Origin of the sequence: Ectothiorhodospira sp. 9100 (genome assembly GCF_022227565.1) — a bacterium.
Taxonomy (GTDB): domain Bacteria; phylum Pseudomonadota; class Gammaproteobacteria; order Ectothiorhodospirales; family Ectothiorhodospiraceae; genus Ectothiorhodospira; species Ectothiorhodospira marina.
In genome coordinates this window covers 32,047-49,332 of sequence record NZ_JAJNAN010000003.1, presented here as the reverse complement: position 1 = coordinate 49,332, position 17,286 = coordinate 32,047, and the positions used below count along the sequence as shown (strand labels likewise).

Genomic DNA, 17,286 nt, shown 5'->3' with positions numbered 1-17,286 from the left:
AACGGTAAAGCCCGCAGGCCGCCTTCCTCCCCGGGTGGAGACAAAGATGGCCAGCGGACCTTGATTGCCTGACACGGGACCGCCAAAGCGGCGGCCCCCTGCGCGGGTTTACTTCTTCTTGTCGTCCACTTCCTCGAACTCGGCGTCCACCACGTCATCCTGGGCGGACTGCTGTCCCTGGCCACCGGATGGCTCACCGGCACCGCCGGTGGCACCCTCAGCGCCCCCCTGGCCGGCCTGCTGAGCATACATGCGTTCAGCCAGTTTACCGGAGACCTCGGTCAACTTCTGCGTCTTGGCCTCGATATCCTCCTTGTTATCGCCCTTCATGGCCTCACGCAGCTCACCCAGGGCCGATTCGATACTGCTCTTCTCATCGGCCTCTACCTGCTCACCCATGTCGGAGAGGGTCTTCTCCACCGAGTGGATCAGGTTGTCGGCCTGGTTGCGCACGCCCACCAGTTCGTGGAAGCGCTTGTCCTCCTCGGCGTGGGCCTCTGCATCCTTGACCATCTTGTCAATCTCATCCTCACTCAGACCGGAAGAGGCCTTGATGACGATGGACTGCTCGCGGCCGGTGGCCTTGTCCTTGGCGGACACGTTGAGGATGCCGTTGGCATCGATGTCGAAGGTGACCTCGATCTGCGGCACACCGCGCGGCGCAGGCGGGATGTCCGTGAGATCGAAGCGTCCCAGGGACTTGTTGGCGCCAGCCTGCTCACGCTCACCCTGCAACACGTGCACGGTGACCGCTGTCTGGTTGTCCTCGGCGGTGGAAAACACCTGATTCGCCTTGGTGGGGATGGTGGTGTTCTTCTCGATGAGCTTGGTCATCACCCCGCCCAGGGTTTCGATGCCCAGGGACAATGGCGTCACGTCCAGCAGCAGCACGTCCTTGACGTCGCCACCCAGCACGCCCCCCTGGATGGCGGCGCCCACGGCCACGGCCTCGTCCGGGTTCACATCGCGACGCGGCTCCTTACCGAAGAAGTCCTTCACCGCCTCCTGGACCTTGGGCATGCGGGTCTGACCGCCCACGAGGATGACATCATCCACTTCGGATACCGACAGACCGGCATCCTTCAGCGCCACCTTGCAGGGCTCGATGGTGCGCTTGATGAGTTCTTCCACCAGGGATTCCATCTTCGCCCGGGACACCTTGATGTTGAGGTGCTTGGGCCCGGTGTTGTCCGCCGTGATATAGGGCAGGTTCACGTCGGTCTGCTGGCTGGAGGACAATTCGATCTTGGCCTTCTCGGCGGCTTCCTTGAGACGCTGCATGGCCAGCGGGTCGCCCTTGAGATCGATACCCTGCTCCTTCTTGAACTCGGAGGCCAGGTAATCGATCAGGCGGGTATCAAAGTCCTCACCGCCCAGGAAGGTGTCACCGTTGGTGGCCAGCACCTCGAACTGATGCTCACCGTCCACCTCGGCAATCTCGATAATGGAGATGTCAAAGGTGCCACCGCCCAGGTCGTACACGGCCACCTTGCTATCACCGCGACTCTTGTCCAGGCCATAGGCCAGGGCCGCCGCAGTGGGCTCATTGATGATGCGCTTCACTTCCAGACCGGCGATCTTGCCCGCATCCTTGGTGGCCTGGCGCTGGGAATCGTTGAAGTAGGCCGGCACCGTGATCACCGCCTCGGTGACCGGCTCGCCCAGATAGTCCTCGGCGGTCTTCTTCATCTTCTGCAGCACGCGTGCGGAGATCTCGGGCGGGGCCATCTTCTTGCCGCGCACTTCCACCCAGGCGTCATTGTTGTCCGCCTTCATGATCTTGTAGGGCACCATGTTGATGTCCTTTTGCACCTCGGGCTCCTCGAAACGCCGCCCGATCAGACGCTTGACCGCAAACAGGGTGTTGGTGGGGTTGGTCACCGCCTGGCGCTTGGCGGATTGTCCCACCAGCACCTCGCCGTCTTCGGCGAAGGCCACAATGGAGGGTGTGGTGCGCCCACCTTCAGAATTCTCAATGACCTTGGCTTTTCCACCTTCCATCAAGGCGACGCAGGAATTGGTGGTTCCCAGGTCGATACCAATTGTTTTACCCATGGTGATTCTCCAGATTTCAAATGACTTTCAAGACGGTATTCGTCAGGACTACCCGGAAGGTGGGGGCACTCCCGGGCTTTTCAACCCCTGACGCTTTCATTGTGCGATGGCTTCATTACCCGGCATTCGGATCCTGCGACGCGGGTGGCTCCGAGGCCGGGGCCCGGCTGACGATCACCATGGCGGGGCGCAGCAAACGGTCATTGAGGATGTAGCCTTTCTGCATCACCGTGATCACCGTATTGGGTTCCAGCTCGGCGTTCTCCTGCATGGACATGGCCTGATGCTGCTCCGGGTCGAAGCGCTCACCCTCGGGATTCAATTCCTGAACCCCGTGCTTGGACATGGCCTGCACGAGCATCTTCAAGGTCAACTCGGTGCCCTCGCGGATCTTGTTCACATCCGCCTCGCCCTGGGCCGCGTCCAGCCCCATTTCCAGGCTGTCGCGCACCGGCAGCAGTTCGCCAGCGAACTTCTCCAGGGCGTACTTGTGGGCCTGCTCCACATCGCGCTTCATGCGCTTGCGCAGGTTTTCCAGCTCCGCCTGGCTGCGCACCAGTTTGTCCCAGTACTCCCGGGCTTCGTTCTGGGATTCTTCCAACTGCTTGAGCAGCGTGGCTGGATTGAATTCCGTCTGCTGTTCCTGCGTGGGCGCAGTGTCCTCGGCGGCCTGCGCATCTTCTTTGTGTTCGTCGTTCGCCATGAAAACTCCGCTCGGCTATTACGTGACTGGTGTGTTGCCACCAATGTGGGATTCAATTCCGGGAATTCAAGGCCGCGCCCAATAACTTCGCGGTGATGTCCACCACCGGAATGATGCGCTCGTAGGCCATGCGGGTGGGACCGATCACGCCCAGCACCCCCACCACCTGCCCCCCCACGTTGTAGGGGGCCGTGACCACACTGCAGTCATCCAGCACCTTGTGGCCCGACTCCTGGCCAATGAAGATCTGCACTCCCTGGGCGCTGATACAGGTATCCAGCAGGGTGAGCAGGTCCCGTTTCTCGGTGAAGGCCTCGAACAGGCTGCGCAGCTTGTCCACGCTGGACAGTTCGGCGTAGTCCATCAGGTGAATCTGCCCCGTGAACACCACCTGGTCATCCTGTTCCTGGTCGCTGAAGACCTGCTCACCCAGCTCGATGGCGGCCAGCATCATCGTGTTCATGTGTTCACGCACCGCCTTCATCTCCCGCAGCACCTGCTCGCGGGCCTGGCGCAGATCCAGTCCCGCCAGATGTTCATTGAGATAGTTGGCCATCTGCTGCAACTCGCTGTGGGAATATTCCCGGTCCAGCTGCAGGATGCGGTTTTGCACCTCGTTCTTGTTCATCACCAGAATGGCAAGCACCTGGCGACCGGACAGCTTGAGAAACTCGATCTGCATGAGGGCAGCATGATCCCGCCGTGGCACCCGCACCATGCCGGCCATCTGCGTCACGGCGGAGAGCAGGTCCGAGGCGGACTCCACCAGCGATTTGGTGTCCAGCTCCGGATTCAGACGCTCCTTGAGGATGCGCACCTCATGACTATCCAGAGGCTTGACCTCCAGGAGAGAATCCACGAACAAGCGATATCCCTGGGCCGTGGGCACGCGACCGGCCGAGGTGTGCGGCGAACTGACCAGCCCCATTTCCTCCAGATCCGACATCACGTTGCGAATCGAGGCAGGACTCAGGTCCAGACCCGCAGTGCGCGCCAGGGTGCGCGACCCCACCGGCTGACCTTCGCGGACATAGCTCTCCACCAACGCCCGCAGCAGGCGGCGGGCGCGATCATTGAGAAGCTGCGAATTCGAAGTGTGGGACGTCTTCATGGGCCACCTTGGCACTCATCAGGGTAGAGTGCCAGGTCCGCATGTTACTCCTGCGCCCCCTGCTGTCAAGAAACCCCCGGCCCCCACTATTGATCGCGCATGGACCTGGGCCCATACCCTCCCGGCAGGATTTCCACCATAATCCGGCCATGAACCAGCATTTTCAAACCATTGGCATCATTGCCAAGACCGGCGACCAGCCACTCGCCGACATCCTCGATGCCCTGGTGTCACATCTTCGGCATCATCAGCGACATATCCTGCTCGACAGCAGCGCCATTCCCTGGCTGAGCGACACCGTTGGCTGCGAAACGGCCTCCCGGGAACAGATTGCTGCCCGTGCCGACCTGGCCATCATCGCCGGGGGAGATGGCACCTTTCTGGCAGCGGCCCGCACCCTGGTGGACACCGGCGTGCCCCTACTGGGCATCAACGCGGGGCGACTGGGCTTTTTGGTGGACGTCTCTCCCCACGAGATGCTGGGCCGACTGGACGAGATCCTCTCGGGGCTCTACGTGGAGGATGACCGTCACATGCTCACTGCCCGCGTCATGCGTGGCGATCAGGTGGTGGCGGAAGGGGACGCCCTGAATGACGTGGTGATGCATATCCGCGACGTGGTACGCATGATCGAATTCGACACCTGGATCAATGGACGCTTCGTGAATACCCAGCGGGCCGACGGCATGGTGGTGGCCACCCCCACCGGTTCCACCGCCTATGCACTTTCCGGAGGCGGCCCCATCCTTTCCCCTTGCCTGGAAGCCGTGGTGCTGGTCCCCATCTGCCCCCACGGCCTGAGCAACCGCCCCCTGGTGGTGCCGGCCGGCGCCCGCATCGAGATCGCCGTCAACGAGCACAGCCGCACCCGAGCCCAGGCCGCCCTGGATGGTCAGGACACCATCGACATGGAACCGCTGGACCGTATCATCATCGAGAGCAAACCGCGCAAGCTGCACCTGATCCACCCCACCGGTTACGACTATCTGCAGATCCTTCGGGTGAAGCTGGGCTGGGGTGAGCAACCCTGAGCCGGGTGCGCGGCACTACTGTATGTGATTACAATAGGACGAACCTGACAGCGGACACCCGAGGCCATGCTCACCCACATCCATATCCGTGACTTCGCCATCGTTGATGAACTCTCGCTGGACCTGTGCGATGGCATGACCGCCCTCACTGGCGAGACCGGTGCCGGTAAATCCATCCTGGTGGATGCCCTGGGCCTTGTCCTGGGGGACCGGGCCGACAGCGGCACGGTGCGACACGGGGCGCAGCGCGCCGAAGTGAGCGTCCAGATCGAGATCGGCAACGAGGCGGCAGCTTCCGCCTGGTTGGAGGAACAGGGCATGGAAAGCGGTGAATGCCTGCTGCGCCGGGTGGTCAACCGCGACGGCAAGAGCCGGGCCTGGATCAATGGCAGCCCCGCCACCCTGCAATCCCTCAAGACCCTGGGCGAGATGCTGGTGGATATCCACGGCCAGCACGCCCATCAGTCACTGCTGCGCAAGGAGGTGCAAAGACGCATCCTGGATGAATACGCCGACCATCCCAAGCGGCTGGCGGCCATGCGCCAGCACCACGCCCAGTGGCAAAAGCTGGCCCGGCGCCTGGCCGATCTGAGCGAGGACAGCCAGGCCCGGGATTCCCGCCGGGACCTGCTGCGGTTTCAGGTGGATGAACTTGAGGCACTGGCACTGGGCCCGGACGAATGGTCACAACTGGAGGAGGAACATGGCCGACTGGCGCATGCCGGGAAACTCATGGAATTGGCGGAATCCGCCTACCAGGCCCTGTATGAGCGCGATGGCAGCGCCGAGTCCCTCATCGGACACTTTACCGGAGAACTGGAACAGGGCCAGACACTGGACGCCCGCCTGGACGAACCCCGCGACCTGCTGGCCACCGCCCACATCCAGATCCGCGAAGCGGCAGACTGGCTCCGTCGCTATGCCGACGGCCTGGAGATGGACCCGGCGCGCCTGGAATTCGTGGAATCGCGCATGGCGGCCATCCAGGATCTCGCCCGCAAACACCGGGTGGAACCGCAGGCGCTTCCCCTGGTGCTGGAACAGATGCAGGCCGAATTGACCGATCTGGAAGAAGGGATGGGCAACCTGGATGAGTTGCGTCAGGCGGTCGATCAGGCCCTGGCGGAGTGCCGCAAGGTGGCCCAGGCCCTGCACCAGTCCCGTCGCAAGGCCGCCGACCGGCTTTCTCGTGCGGTCACTGAGGCGATGCAGGGTCTGGGGATGGAGGGCGGATGTTTCCAGTGCCATGTGGAGACACAGACCAAGGCCGAGCCCACCGCGCAGGGGACCGATCAGGTCAGCTTCCAGGTCAGTGCCAATCCCGGCCAGCCGGTTCAGCCCCTGGCCCGGGTGGCTTCCGGGGGAGAGCTTTCACGCATCAGTCTGGCCATCCAGATGATTGCTGCCCGCGCCCTACCCACGGCCACCCTCATCTTCGATGAGGTGGATACCGGCATCGGTGGCGCGGTGGCCGAGGTGGTGGGTCGGCAGTTGCGGGCCCTGGGGGAATACCGTCAGGTGCTGTGCGTGACCCACCTGCCCCAGGTGGCGGCACAGGCCCATCATCACCTGCAGGTCAGCAAGCACAAGGGCCGGGATCACACCGCAACGCACATCCAGCCCCTGGTGGACGACAACCGCATCAGGGAACTGGCCCGCATGCTCGGCGGCGTGGAGATCACCGATCAGACCCTGGCCCACGCAGCAGAGATGGTCGACCGGGTGGGGCCAACGAAACCGTCGTCCCATCCCTGATGCGCCCTACTCGTCTTCCCCGTCCTTGTCGCAGGGGCACGGGCTCTGGCTGCATTCACCATAAATGATCAGGGCGTGATCCTTGATGGTATAGCCCAGACGGTCGGCAATGGCCCGCTGGCGCTCCTCAATGATGGGATCCACGAATTCATCCACGCGCCCACATTTAACGCAGACGATGTGGTCATGATGACGACCACGCTCAAGTTCAAACACCGCCTGATTGCCTTCAAAGTGATGGCGAGTCACCAGACCGGCGGCCTCGAACTGGGTCAACACCCGGTACACGGTGGCCAGACCGATTTCCTCCCCGGCCTCCAGCAATTCCCGGTAGATGGCCTCCGCGCTCATGTGGTGATCTTCCTCCTTCTCCAGGATCTGCAGGATCTTGACCCTGGGCAACGTCACCTTGAGTCCGGCCTTTTTGAGGTTTTGGGTTTCCACGGGGGATTCTCCATGCGGGGCTACACCCTGGCTTGGTGTAGAATTCCGCGCTGTATGGTGTTCGGGACGGGACCCATCTTGCAATTCACGGCTTACTGGAAGCAATCATGGCAAGACTGATTCTCTATTCTATCCTCATCGCCGGCCTGCTGCAGGGTTGCGGCGGCGGGCTGTTCTCGGTTTTCGAGCCGGACGTGCAACAGGGCAATGCCCTCAACGAAGATCAGGTGGAACAACTCCAGGAGGGCATGACGCCACGCCAGGTGCGCTTCCTGCTGGGGGAACCCGTGCTCAAGGATCCCTTCCAGGGGGACCGGCGTTGGGACTACGTCTATTACCTCAACCCCGGGGATGGCCCTGTGGAACGCCGACGCCTGACAGTGTTCTTTGAACAGGGGCAAGTGAGCCAGATCAGCGATACCGGCATCTACCCATGATGCTGAAGCGGGCCGCTACTTGGCGGCCCGCTGCTTGCGTACGGCCTTGGGGTCGGCGATCAGTGGCCGATAGATTTCCACCCGGTCCCGGTCCCGCAGGGGCGCATTGAGCTTGGCCAGCTTGCCGTACACCCCCACCTTGTTGCTGGACAGGTCGATCTCCGGACACTGCTCCAGAATGCCTGATTCCCGAATGGCCTCTTCCACCGTGGCCTCTTTCGGCAGGGAGACCTCCAGCACCACCTGCTTCTCCGGCCGGGCATAGGCCACTTCCACGCGCAGACCCGATGCATTGTCAGCGGGCACCGTAGACCTCCCGAGCACGTTTCACAAAAGAATCCACCAGGCTGTTGGCCACCTGGTGGAACACCGGCCCGATCACGGTACTCATGATGCGGTTGGAGAACTCGAACTCCAGGTCCAGAGAGACCCGCGTGGCCCCCTCACTCAGGGCATCAAACCGCCAGAACCCCTCCAGGTGACGGAAGGGACCGTCCACCAGGCGCATTTCGATCATCTTGTTTCGCTGCAGACGATTGCGCGTGGTGAACGATTTGCGCACCGCCCCCTTGGCCAACTCGATGGACGCCTTGATCTCGTCCTCATCGGCTGAGAGCACCGCCGAGGAACGGCACCCGGGCAGGAAGGCCGGATACGCCTTGACGTCGTTCACCAGGTCGAACATCTCCTGAGGCGTGTGCGGCACGATGGCCTGACGACTGATGGAAGGCATGAGACTCCTCTGGCATTAGATAAGATTGACCGCTTTGAGGAACACCAGCAGGATACCGATGGGCGCCGCGAAGCGCAGCAAATAATACCACGCCCCAAAAATCACCCGGGAGCTGATGCCCAATTCATCCTCCACCGAGCGCCGGGTCATGCGCCAGCCCACGAACAGGGCGATCAGCAATCCTCCCAGGGGCAGCAGGATGTTCATGGTCAGGTATTCCAGGATCTCGAACAGCGTGCCACCAATGTAGATCATCTCCCCACCCCAGGAGACATGGAAGCCGATACCGGCGGACCACAGGTTGAAGGATAACAACGTCCCGACCCCCAGCAGCCAGGCCACGGCGCCGACGATCACCGCTGCCACCGGGCGGTCAATATCCCGGTTTTCCGAGAGCCAGGCCACCGCCGGTTCCATCAGGGAAATGGACGAGGTCCAGGCAGCCATCACCAGCAGCACGAAGAACAGGGTGCCGAAAAAGATGCCGAAGGGCATCTCCGCGAAGGCCAGGGGCAAAGTCATGAAGATCAGACCCGGCCCCGCATCGGCGGCCAGGCCACTGGCGAAGACGATGGGGAAGATGGCCAGGCCGGCCAGCAACGCGACCGCTGTGTCGGCAGCCACCACAGCGGTCGATGTCCGGGCAATGGAGGCCCGGGAACTCAGGTAGGAGCCGTAGATCATGATGGCTCCCATACCCAGGCTCAAGGTAAAGAATGACTGCCCCATGGCCAGCAGGATGGTATCCCCGGTCACCTTGCTGAAATCGGGCTGGAACAGGAAGCGCAGGGCCTCACCAAAGTGGCCCAGGGTGTAGGCATAGCCCACCATGACCAGCAATAAGACGAAGAGGGCCGGCATCAGGAGTTTCACCGCCTGCTCAAGGCCTGAACGCACCCCCCTGGCCACCACCAGCACATTCATTGCCATGAAAATGGTGTGCCAGGCCAGAAGACGCTCCGGATCGGCCACCAGGCCATCAAACAAGGCCTTTACGCCGTCCGTATCCAGCCCGGAGAAGGCGCCGCCCGCGGCACGAAACACATAAGACAGCGACCATCCGGCGATGACGCTGTAGAAGGACAGGATCATGAAACCAGCCGCCACGCCCAGCCAACCTACCATGCCCCAGAAACGACTCAATCCTTCTTCCCGCGCCAGGGTGGTCATGGTGTTGATGGGGCTTTGCCGACCCCTCCGCCCCAGGGCGATCTCCGCGACCATGATGGGCAGCCCGATGGCCAGAATGCATGCCAGGTAGATGAGCACAAAGGCCGCGCCGCCATTGTCCCCGGCAATGTACGGAAACCGCCAGATATTCCCCAGCCCCACTGCCGAGCCGGTGGCCGCCAGCACGAAGACCAGCTTGGACGACCACTGCCCGTGTATCGAGGTTTCTCTTCTCATTGTTGATCCTCCGGATTTGAGGCTCATTTTGATGAAATTCGGCTCTGGCCTCAACGTCTCACCCCGAGGAGGGCCCCCTCGTTTATAATCGCCCGCATGAGCAAGAAACAAAAAAACCAGGGGGGCGGCAGTACCATCGCCCTGAACAAGAAGGCCAGACACGACTATTTCATCGAGGATCGCCTGGAGGCGGGCCTGGTGCTTGAGGGCTGGGAGGTCAAGAGCATGCGTGCCGGACGGGCGCAGCTCAGTGAGAGCTACGTCCTGATCAAGCGCGGCGAGGCCTGGCTGTTCGGGGCCCATATCAGCCCACTCACCACGGCCTCCACCCACATCAACCCGGACCCGTCCCGCACCCGGAAGCTGCTGTTGCACGGCGCAGAACTGAGCAAGCTCATCGGTCTGGTGGAACGCCGTGGTTACACGGTCGTGCCGCTGGCCCTGTATTGGAAACGGGGTCGGGCAAAGCTGGAGATCGGCCTGGCCAAGGGCAAGAAGGCCCACGACAAGCGGGCCGTGGAAAAGGAGCGGGACTGGCAGCGGGAGAAGGCGCGGGTACTCAAGACCGGCTGAAGGCTTACCAGCGCGCTTCAACCCCCAGCTTGTCCAGCACGCGCTGGTGGGCCTCGAGCTCCTGTTCGCTGGCCCGCGGCACCGCGAGCCGGGGCCGGTCGGCGGACAGGCGGCGGATGGCCGCTTCGACAGGTCCCGTTGAAGTCGCCTCTTCCGACTCTCCCCCTAACAACAGGGTTTTCTGCCCGCCGGTCATGGCCAGGTAGACATCCGCCAGTATGCGGGCATCCAGCAGGGCCCCGTGGAGTTCGCGACCGGAATTATCGATCTGGTAACGCTTGCACAGGGCATCCAGGCTGTTGCGCTGGCCCGGGTGCATCTTCCTGGCCATCACCAGGGAGTCAGTGACCGTACAGTAATCCTCCACGCACCCCCGGTCTTTCCCCAGCAGCTTCAACTCGTGGTTGATGAACCCTACGTCGAAGGGGGCGTTGTGGATGATCAGTTCGGCGCCACGGATGAAGTCGAGGAAGTCTTCCACCACATCGGCGAAGCGAGGCTTGTCGGCCAGAAACGCATTGCTGATGCCATGGACCTCCTCGGCACCCGCATCCACCTCCCGATCCGGCTGCAGATACTGGTGATAGTGCTGCCGGGTCAGGCGGCGCTTGACCATCTCCACGCAACCGATCTCGATGATTCGGTGCCCCTGAGCCGGCTCCAGGCCGGTGGTTTCGGTGTCGAGGACGATCTGGCGTGCGGGGGTATCGTTCTGCATGGGTCTCTCGGTCAGGCTTGTACGGCGCGATGCCGCGTGCTTTACGGGCGCCGGTTCACCCGGCCAGCGCACCCGCCTTCATCTCGTCAATGGCCTGATTGGCCAATGTATCGGCCAACTCGTTTTCAGGGTGACCGGTGTGACCACGCACCCAGTGCCAGCTCACCTGATGCAACGCGCCGGCGGCATCCAGACGTTGCCAGAGATCCTGATTCTTCACCGGCTGGCCACCGGCCGTGCGCCACTGGCGTTTTTTCCAGTTGGGCATCCACTGGTTGACGCCGTTCTTCACATACTGTGAATCGGTGGTCAGGGCGACCTGGCAGGGGCGTTTGAGGGTTTCCAGGGCCTGGATGGCGGCCATCAACTCCATGCGGTTATTGGTGGTCATTGCCTCCGACCCCTTGAGATGCTTTTCCTTCCCCTTGAAGCGCAACACGGCCCCCCACCCCCCGGGACCGGGATTGCCTCGACAGGCGCCGTCGGTATAGATCTCCACCACTTCACTCACGATCACGTCTCCTGCACAAGGGTTTTGCCACACCACCGGGGACCATCCCCCGCACGGCACGCCAGCGGGGACGCATCGGGGTCATGGTGGACACCCGCTTGCGAGCCAGAATGACATAGGCGCCCCCAAGATAAGGCAGATTGCGCCCCCCCAGACCCTGGACAATGCTCAGCCGCTCCTTCAGCCCGGTGCCACCCGCGGGCGGCGTGAACCCCGCATAGGCCCGGGCAAGCACCTCGAATCCCAGCAAAGACAACCATTCCCGCGTGCGTCCGGTACTGTAACAGGGCCGGGCCCAGGGTGTGCTGCCACGACGACCGGGGAGCATCTCCCAGAGGCCCACCGGGCTCAGGGGGTTGAAGCCCACGATGATCACATTCCCCTCCGGCAACAGGGTACGCTCGACTTCCCGCATCACCTGGTGCGGGTCCTCACTCAGTTCAAGGGTGTGCATCAGCACCACCAGGTCCAGGGAATCAGCCTGCACCGGCCAGGCCTCCGGCAGGGCCGCCACATGCCCCTCACCCGAGCGATATTCCATGCAAAAGCGATGGTTGATACGGCTGCTGGCCAGCAGATCCTCACCCAGGGCCACCTGCCCCAGTTGCAGGGCATGGAAACCGAACAACTCCGGCAAAAAACGCTCCAGGTGCACCTGGAGCGCCGCCAGAAGTGCTCGCCCGGGGGGCGTCGAATACCAGCGACGCAGTGCATCCTGGCAATCGACGATGGGGATATGGGCGCGCGACATAGGGCGGAGGATAGAGACTTTCGCGGACAGTGGCCAGTCAGGGTTGAGAGGGGGAACCGGCCCCGCTATCCTAGCGCGCCTATGATAAAGATGAAAACGCTCGGTCACCGGGGGGTTGCCACCGGCATCTGCATCCTGCTCACGGGCTGTGCCGGCCTGTCCGAGCGGACGACCCCGGACCCCTCCGGGGAAGCGGCCGCGCAAGAGGCTCGCGCCACTCAGGCACCGGTCCAGCCCAGGTTTCAGCACCCCGCTGCCGAAGCGGAGGTGGAACTTCTGAAAAGCGATGCGGCGCGGGCCATCAGCGCGCAGCCGGTGACCGAAGTCGAGATTGAGGATGATCTGTGGGCCCGGGTGCGACGGGGCATGAACATGCCCGATGCCAGGGATGAGCCCCGGGTTTTGCGGTATATCGAATGGCACCAGGAACATGACCACTACCTGGAGCAGGTCACCGCCCGGGCCACCCCTTATCTGCACTACATCCTGGAGGAAATCGAGGCACGGGGACTGCCCACCGAGTTGTTGCTGCTGCCCATCGTCGAGAGCGCCTACATCCCCAGGGCCCAGTCCCCCAGTCAAGCGGCGGGCATCTGGCAATTCATCCCTTCCACTGGCCGCCACTTCGGCCTGCACAGCAACTGGTGGTATGACGGTCGCCGGGACGTCCATGCCTCCACCCAGGCAGCCCTGGACTATCTGACCCAGCTCCACGAGCGCTTCGATAATGACTGGCTGCTGGCCCTGGCCGCCTATAACGCGGGCCAGGGCACGGTGAGCCGGGCCATCGGCCGTAACGAACGGCAGGGAAAGCCCGCCGACTACTGGCATCTGGACCTGCCCCGGGAGACCCAGCACTACGTCCCTCGCCTGCTGGCCCTGCAGGCCATTGTGCGCGACCCCCAGGGCTATCAGGTGGGCCTCGCCCCAGTGCCTGATGAACCCCGCATCCAGGTGGTGGACACCCAGGGACAGATTGAGCTGGCGGTGGCAGCAGACCTGGCCGGGGTGGATCTGGAAACCCTGCAAACGCTCAACCCCGGATTCAACCGCTGGGCCACAGCCCCCGGTGGCCCGCATCACCTGTTATTGCCAGCGGACCGCGTGGCAGACTTTCACGATGGCCTGAGCCGGCTGGATGACAGTGCGCGCGTCACCTGGCAGCGCCATCGCATCCGTCCGGGCGAGAATCTAGGCCGCATCGCCGCGCGGTACAACGTCACCGTGGGCACGCTCAAGGAGGTCAACAGTCTGCAAGGCACCCTGATCCGCGCCGGTGATCACCTGCTGATTCCCTCCCCGGCCACACCGGATGCCCACCCACAGGCCACCGCCTCCGCCACCCGCGGCAACGAGCCGACCCGCCAGGTGGAATACACAGTGCAGCCCGGCGACACCCTCTGGCATGTGGCTCGACATCATGGTGTCACGGTCCGGGATCTGGCGCGCTGGAATGAATTGTCCACCGCCGACATCCTGCGCCCGGGTCAGACCCTGATCATCCGCACCGGCGGTGATACGGTCTCTGCCTGAAGGCCGACCATTCCACGGATTACCACCTTTTGCTCCATTCTCCGATGGCATCGGGAAACGGGCGGGGCTATCCTGAAGCCTCCCTGACCCAACTCACCGCGACCAGGCGGCGACAACCCGAATGACCCAGAAAGACACGCTGCAGATTGCCGGCTGTACCGACCCGGGTCGCACCCGGGCAAGAAACGAGGATGCCATCGGCGAGGACGCAGAACTGGGCCTGATGGTGCTTGCCGATGGCATGGGCGGTCATTCCGGGGGGGATGTGGCCAGCCGCATGGCCGTGGACACCATTCTTGGGGAATTGCGCCAGGCCCTGGGTCGGGTCGGGGGCAATGCCCAGGGGAAAGGCACCGACGAAACCAGCCTGCAGGTGCGCGAGGCCATCATCCAGGCCAACCGGGCCATTCATGAGGCCGCGGCCGATGATGTGCGCAACACCGGCATGGGCACCACCCTGGCGGTGGCCCTGCTGCGCCCCGGAACAATCATCCTCGCCCATGTGGGGGACTCGCGGATCTATCGCTTTCGCAACGGCCAACTGGAACAGATGACCGTTGATCACACCCTCATCCAGGAACTGGTGGATCGAGGCCTGTGCAACGCCGATCAGGCGCGAACCTCACTGAACCGTAATCTGGTCACCCGTGCCCTGGGCATCGACTCCACCGTCGCGGTGGACATTCGTCAGGAACCCGTCATGCCGGGTGACCTCTACCTGCTCTGTTCCGACGGCCTCAACGACATGCTGGAGGATGCCATCATCGAGGATATCCTGCGCCGGCATCAGACCCATCTCCAAGAGGCCACGCGAGAACTGGTGCGACACGCCAACGAGTCGGGAGGCCGAGACAATATCTCGGTCCTGATTGGGTGCATCCCGACGGCCTCGCGGCCGCAGGGTCGCTGGTATCACCGACTCCTGGGTCTGCGACGGTGAACTCATGGCCATGAAGTCACTTCCCCGACTGATCATCAGCACCGGCGACACCCTCAGGGGGACGGTGCCCCTGGGTAGCAAGCCCATCACCATCGGCCGCCGCCCGGACAATGACATCCGTCTGGACAATCTGGCCGTCAGTGGATACCACGCCCAGCTGATACCGCTGCTCAATGACATGATCCTGGAGGATCTGAACAGCACCAACGGCACCCTGGTCAATGACCTGCCCATCCGCAAGCGAGTGCTGCTCGAGGGTGACAGGATCGCCATTGGCAGCCACGAACTGCTGTTCACCCGCATCCCGCCGGAGGACATGACCGAGGAAGAGGCTGCCGACCCGCCGGACGAGACCCTGATCATCAGCACCCGCACCGACACCGCCGCATCGGGTGGAACCGGCGTCGGTGCGACCCGGACACCGGGGCGCACGCCGCCCACCCATGGCGCCTGCCTGCAGGTGCTCACGGGCGCCCAGGCCGGGCGGGAATGGCCGCTGAACAAGGCGCTGACCACCATTGGCAGTCCCGGCGTGCAGGTGGCTGCCATCAGTCGTCGTGGCGACCACTTTCATATTACCCGCATAGAGGGAGGCAGCCATCCCCACCCCCCTCGCCTCAATGGCGAGGATCTGGGTTCCCACGCCCGGGCACTGCAGCACCAGGACGTGATCGAAATCGCCGGCGTGAGCATGGAGTTCATCGACCGATCCACGCTGAGCCCACATCACTGACCGGCCCCCCCATGGCACGACTCCTGGCCTAGTGGTGGTCATCACCCTGGGCGGGCCTGGTCAGGCGGCCACCCTGACGAATCTGTTTTCGGAGATGGATCCCCCCAGGTCAACGCGCAAGCGCTGGCTCAGGGGGACAGCCATCCCCTGAATGACGGCGACCTGCTGGAGGTGGCCGGGGTGCGCATGGTTCTGGTCATGGACTGAGCCGGGGCACCGCGGCCAGCAGCTTGCGGGTATATTCGTGCTGCGGCTGATGACAGATCTGCCGCGCCGGCCCATATTCCACCACCCGCCCCTGATACATCACCGCCATGGTATCGGCCAGATATTCCACCACGCCGATGTTGTGGGTGATGAACAACAGGGTGAGCCCCCGCTCCCGGGTGAGCGCCATGAGGATCTCCAGGATCTGCGCCTGCACCGAGACATCCAGGGCACTGGTCACCTCGTCGCAGACGATGAACGCCGGATCCAGCACCAAGGCCCGGGCGATGCCGATGCGCTGGCGCTGCCCACCGGAGAATTCATGGGGATAGCGCCACAGGGCGTCGGCGGGCAGTTGCACCTGCTCCAGCACCTGGGCCGCCCGCACCAGGCGATCCTCCTTGTCGATGCCGATCCCGTGGACCGCCATGGGTTCGGTCAGCATGGCCGCCACGGTGAGGCGTGGGTTCAGGGACGACATGGGGTCCTGAAAGATGATCTGCATACGCCGCCGATAAGGCTGCAGGCGGGCCCGGGGCAAGCGGGTGATATCATCCCCGGCAAAGTGAATCTGTCCACCGGTGGGCTCCACCAGGCGGAGGATGGCCCGCCCCAGGGTGGTCTTGCCGCAACCGGACTCCCCCACCAGGGCCAGCACCTGCCCGCGAGGGATCGCAAGGCTCACGCCATCCACGGCCCGTACGTGGTCCACCACCCGACGCATCAGCCCCTTGCGCACCGGGAAATGGATCTGTAGATCATCCAGGCGGACCAGGGGTTCGCCGACGGGCGCGGGACGCCCCCCCTCCCCCGCGGCTTCCCGGCGGCGGGTGAGGTTTTCCGGCAGGGCGTCGATGAGCTGACGAGTATAAGGATGCTCCGGATGGTCCAGCACCTGGCGCACCGTGCCCTCCTCCACCAGCTTGCCCAGACGCATCACCCCCAGCCGATGCCCCATCTGCGCCACCACGCCGAAATCGTGGGTGATGAACAGGATGGACATGCCGTTACGCTCCTGCAGTTCCCGCATCAGCCGCAGGATCTCCGCCTGAACGGTCACATCCAGGGCAGTGGTAGGCTCATCGGCGATCAACAGGTCCGGCTCACAGGCCATGGCCATGGCGATCATCACCCGCTGGCGCTGTCCACCCGAGAGGCGGTGGGGGAACTCATTCGCCCGCTCGGCGGGGTTGGGGATCTGTACCTGGGCCAGCGCCTCCACGGCCCGCTCCCGGGCCTCGGCATCACTGAGGTGCGACTGGTGCAGCTTGAGCACCTCGACGATCTGGTCGCCCACCGAAAACACTGGATTCAGGGAGGTCATGGGCTCTTGAAAGATCATGCTCATGCGCATGCCGCGGATCTGTCGGCGCCGGGCCTCGTCCAGTTGCAGCATGTCCACCACCTCGCTGCGGCCCTGGACATCCCGGGCCCGGAACAGGATCTGGCCCCCCGGGTGCCGGCTGATATCCCGGGGCAGGAGCTGGATCACCGATAGGGCAGTCACTGACTTGCCGCTACCCGACTCCCCCACCAGGCAGAAGGTCTCGCCCGGCTGAATGCCAAAACTCACCCCGTCCACGGCGCGCACGGTCTCGCCGCCGGCCTCCAGATGGGTGTGCAGATCCTTCACTTCCAGCAGCA

Annotated in this window: 18 protein-coding genes; 7 read left to right on the top strand and 11 right to left on the bottom strand. The window is 63.4% G+C overall.

Annotated features, from left to right (window positions below; translation table 11 throughout):
• Positions 1–108: 108 nt before the first annotated feature.
• From dnaK to hrcA, 3 genes are all read right to left on the bottom strand, one after another.
• Positions 109–2,055 carry a molecular chaperone DnaK gene (gene dnaK / locus LPW29_RS01825; protein WP_238626563.1) on the bottom strand — a complete coding sequence of 649 codons (1,947 nt, stop codon included), beginning with the start codon at positions 2,053–2,055 and terminating at the stop codon, positions 109–111.
• A gap of 115 nt (positions 2,056–2,170) precedes the next feature.
• Complete coding sequence (grpE, locus tag LPW29_RS01820; protein ID WP_090249411.1) at positions 2,171–2,758, bottom strand: nucleotide exchange factor GrpE; 588 nt, start codon at positions 2,756–2,758, stop codon at positions 2,171–2,173.
• Positions 2,759–2,810: 52 nt separating this feature from the next.
• Complete coding sequence (gene hrcA, locus LPW29_RS01815) at positions 2,811–3,869, bottom strand: heat-inducible transcriptional repressor HrcA (RefSeq protein WP_090249408.1); 1,059 nt, start codon at positions 3,867–3,869, stop codon at positions 2,811–2,813.
• 149 nt (positions 3,870–4,018) lie between these two features.
• Between hrcA and LPW29_RS01810 the strand changes: the two genes are divergently transcribed.
• Both LPW29_RS01810 and recN read left to right on the top strand, forming a co-directional pair.
• A complete protein-coding gene (locus LPW29_RS01810) occupies positions 4,019–4,900 on the top strand; it encodes an NAD(+) kinase (RefSeq protein ID WP_090249405.1) in 882 nt (293 codons plus the stop codon).
• A 66-nt stretch (positions 4,901–4,966) separates the two neighbouring features.
• A complete protein-coding gene (gene recN, locus LPW29_RS01805; RefSeq protein WP_238626562.1) occupies positions 4,967–6,655 on the top strand; it encodes a DNA repair protein RecN in 1,689 nt (562 codons plus the stop codon).
• A gap of 6 nt (positions 6,656–6,661) precedes the next feature.
• Here the strand turns inward: recN and fur are convergent, their stop codons facing one another.
• Entirely contained in the window at positions 6,662–7,099 is a 438-nt protein-coding gene (gene fur, locus LPW29_RS01800; protein ID WP_090249399.1) for a ferric iron uptake transcriptional regulator, read from the bottom strand.
• Positions 7,100–7,206: 107 nt separating this feature from the next.
• Here fur and LPW29_RS01795 point away from each other — a divergent pair, with 107 nt between their 5' ends.
• Complete coding sequence (locus LPW29_RS01795) at positions 7,207–7,536, top strand: outer membrane protein assembly factor BamE (RefSeq protein WP_090249396.1); 330 nt, start codon at positions 7,207–7,209, stop codon at positions 7,534–7,536.
• Positions 7,537–7,551: 15 nt separating this feature from the next.
• On the opposite strand, the gene LPW29_RS01790 is transcribed toward LPW29_RS01795, so the two are convergent.
• Genes LPW29_RS01790 through LPW29_RS01780 form a run of 3 tightly spaced genes read right to left on the bottom strand, consistent with a single transcriptional unit; the run spans position 7,552 to position 9,676 of the window.
• Complete coding sequence (locus tag LPW29_RS01790) at positions 7,552–7,842, bottom strand: RnfH family protein (RefSeq protein WP_177169785.1); 291 nt, start codon at positions 7,840–7,842, stop codon at positions 7,552–7,554.
• Positions 7,832–8,269: a type II toxin-antitoxin system RatA family toxin gene (locus LPW29_RS01785; RefSeq protein WP_090249393.1), complete on the bottom strand. Its 438-nt coding sequence runs from the start codon at positions 8,267–8,269 to the stop codon at positions 7,832–7,834. Before LPW29_RS01785 ends, LPW29_RS01790 begins: the two co-directional genes overlap by 11 nt.
• 15 nt (positions 8,270–8,284) lie before the next feature.
• The gene (locus tag LPW29_RS01780; RefSeq protein WP_090249389.1) at positions 8,285–9,676 is read right to left on the bottom strand and encodes a sodium-dependent transporter; all 1,392 of its coding nucleotides are present in this window, start codon (positions 9,674–9,676) and stop codon (positions 8,285–8,287) included.
• Between the two features lie 96 nt (positions 9,677–9,772).
• Here LPW29_RS01780 and smpB point away from each other — a divergent pair, with 96 nt between their 5' ends.
• On the top strand, positions 9,773–10,249 hold the full coding sequence (gene smpB / locus LPW29_RS01775) for an SsrA-binding protein SmpB (RefSeq protein WP_238626561.1): 477 nt from the start codon (positions 9,773–9,775) through the stop codon (positions 10,247–10,249).
• Between the two features lie 4 nt (positions 10,250–10,253).
• On the opposite strand, the gene dnaQ is transcribed toward smpB, so the two are convergent.
• From dnaQ to LPW29_RS01760, 3 genes are read right to left on the bottom strand one after another with little or no spacing between them, the layout of a single operon-like run.
• The gene (gene dnaQ / locus LPW29_RS01770; RefSeq protein WP_238626560.1) at positions 10,254–10,967 is read right to left on the bottom strand and encodes a DNA polymerase III subunit epsilon; all 714 of its coding nucleotides are present in this window, start codon (positions 10,965–10,967) and stop codon (positions 10,254–10,256) included.
• 55 nt (positions 10,968–11,022) lie between these two features.
• Complete coding sequence (gene rnhA, locus LPW29_RS01765; protein WP_238626559.1) at positions 11,023–11,478, bottom strand: ribonuclease HI; 456 nt, start codon at positions 11,476–11,478, stop codon at positions 11,023–11,025.
• Complete coding sequence (locus tag LPW29_RS01760; protein WP_090249377.1) at positions 11,471–12,229, bottom strand: class I SAM-dependent methyltransferase; 759 nt, start codon at positions 12,227–12,229, stop codon at positions 11,471–11,473. Before LPW29_RS01760 ends, rnhA begins: the two co-directional genes overlap by 8 nt.
• 90 nt (positions 12,230–12,319) lie before the next feature.
• Here LPW29_RS01760 and LPW29_RS01755 point away from each other — a divergent pair, with 90 nt between their 5' ends.
• The 3 genes from LPW29_RS01755 to LPW29_RS01745 all read left to right on the top strand — a co-directional run bounded on the left by LPW29_RS01755 (position 12,320) and on the right by LPW29_RS01745 (position 15,435).
• Positions 12,320–13,762 carry a LysM peptidoglycan-binding domain-containing protein gene (locus LPW29_RS01755; RefSeq protein ID WP_238626558.1) on the top strand — a complete coding sequence of 481 codons (1,443 nt, stop codon included), beginning with the start codon at positions 12,320–12,322 and terminating at the stop codon, positions 13,760–13,762.
• A gap of 121 nt (positions 13,763–13,883) precedes the next feature.
• Entirely contained in the window at positions 13,884–14,702 is an 819-nt protein-coding gene (locus LPW29_RS01750) for a Stp1/IreP family PP2C-type Ser/Thr phosphatase (protein ID WP_238626557.1), read from the top strand.
• 10 nt (positions 14,703–14,712) lie between these two features.
• On the top strand, positions 14,713–15,435 hold the full coding sequence (locus tag LPW29_RS01745) for an FHA domain-containing protein (protein ID WP_238626556.1): 723 nt from the start codon (positions 14,713–14,715) through the stop codon (positions 15,433–15,435).
• Positions 15,436–15,631: 196 nt separating this feature from the next.
• Here LPW29_RS01745 and LPW29_RS01740 read toward each other — a convergent pair whose 3' ends face one another.
• Positions 15,632–17,284: an ABC transporter ATP-binding protein gene (locus LPW29_RS01740; RefSeq protein ID WP_238626617.1), complete on the bottom strand. Its 1,653-nt coding sequence runs from the start codon at positions 17,282–17,284 to the stop codon at positions 15,632–15,634.
• Positions 17,285–17,286: the final 2 nt, after the last annotated feature.

Bases quoted from the DNA above. Each gene is read 5' to 3' on its own strand.
- LPW29_RS01810 (WP_090249405.1), top strand. From the start codon at position 4,019: ATGAACCAGCATTTTCAAACCATTGGCATCATTGCCAAGACCGGCGAC.
- LPW29_RS01785 (WP_090249393.1), bottom strand. From the start codon at position 8,269: ATGCCTTCCATCAGTCGTCAGGCCATCGTGCCGCACACGCCTCAGGAG.
- LPW29_RS01745 (WP_238626556.1), top strand. From the start codon at position 14,713: ATGAAGTCACTTCCCCGACTGATCATCAGCACCGGCGACACCCTCAGG.
- LPW29_RS01750 (WP_238626557.1), top strand. From the start codon at position 13,884: ATGACCCAGAAAGACACGCTGCAGATTGCCGGCTGTACCGACCCGGGT.
- LPW29_RS01755 (WP_238626558.1), top strand. From the start codon at position 12,320: ATGAAAACGCTCGGTCACCGGGGGGTTGCCACCGGCATCTGCATCCTG.
- dnaK (WP_238626563.1), bottom strand. From the start codon at position 2,055: ATGGGTAAAACAATTGGTATCGACCTGGGAACCACCAATTCCTGCGTC.
- hrcA (WP_090249408.1), bottom strand. From the start codon at position 3,869: ATGAAGACGTCCCACACTTCGAATTCGCAGCTTCTCAATGATCGCGCC.
- LPW29_RS01780 (WP_090249389.1), bottom strand. From the start codon at position 9,676: ATGAGAAGAGAAACCTCGATACACGGGCAGTGGTCGTCCAAGCTGGTC.
- dnaQ (WP_238626560.1), bottom strand. From the start codon at position 10,967: ATGCAGAACGATACCCCCGCACGCCAGATCGTCCTCGACACCGAAACC.
- smpB (WP_238626561.1), top strand. From the start codon at position 9,773: ATGAGCAAGAAACAAAAAAACCAGGGGGGCGGCAGTACCATCGCCCTG.
- recN (WP_238626562.1), top strand. From the start codon at position 4,967: ATGCTCACCCACATCCATATCCGTGACTTCGCCATCGTTGATGAACTC.
- LPW29_RS01795 (WP_090249396.1), top strand. From the start codon at position 7,207: ATGGCAAGACTGATTCTCTATTCTATCCTCATCGCCGGCCTGCTGCAG.
- grpE (WP_090249411.1), bottom strand. From the start codon at position 2,758: ATGGCGAACGACGAACACAAAGAAGATGCGCAGGCCGCCGAGGACACT.
- LPW29_RS01760 (WP_090249377.1), bottom strand. From the start codon at position 12,229: ATGTCGCGCGCCCATATCCCCATCGTCGATTGCCAGGATGCACTGCGT.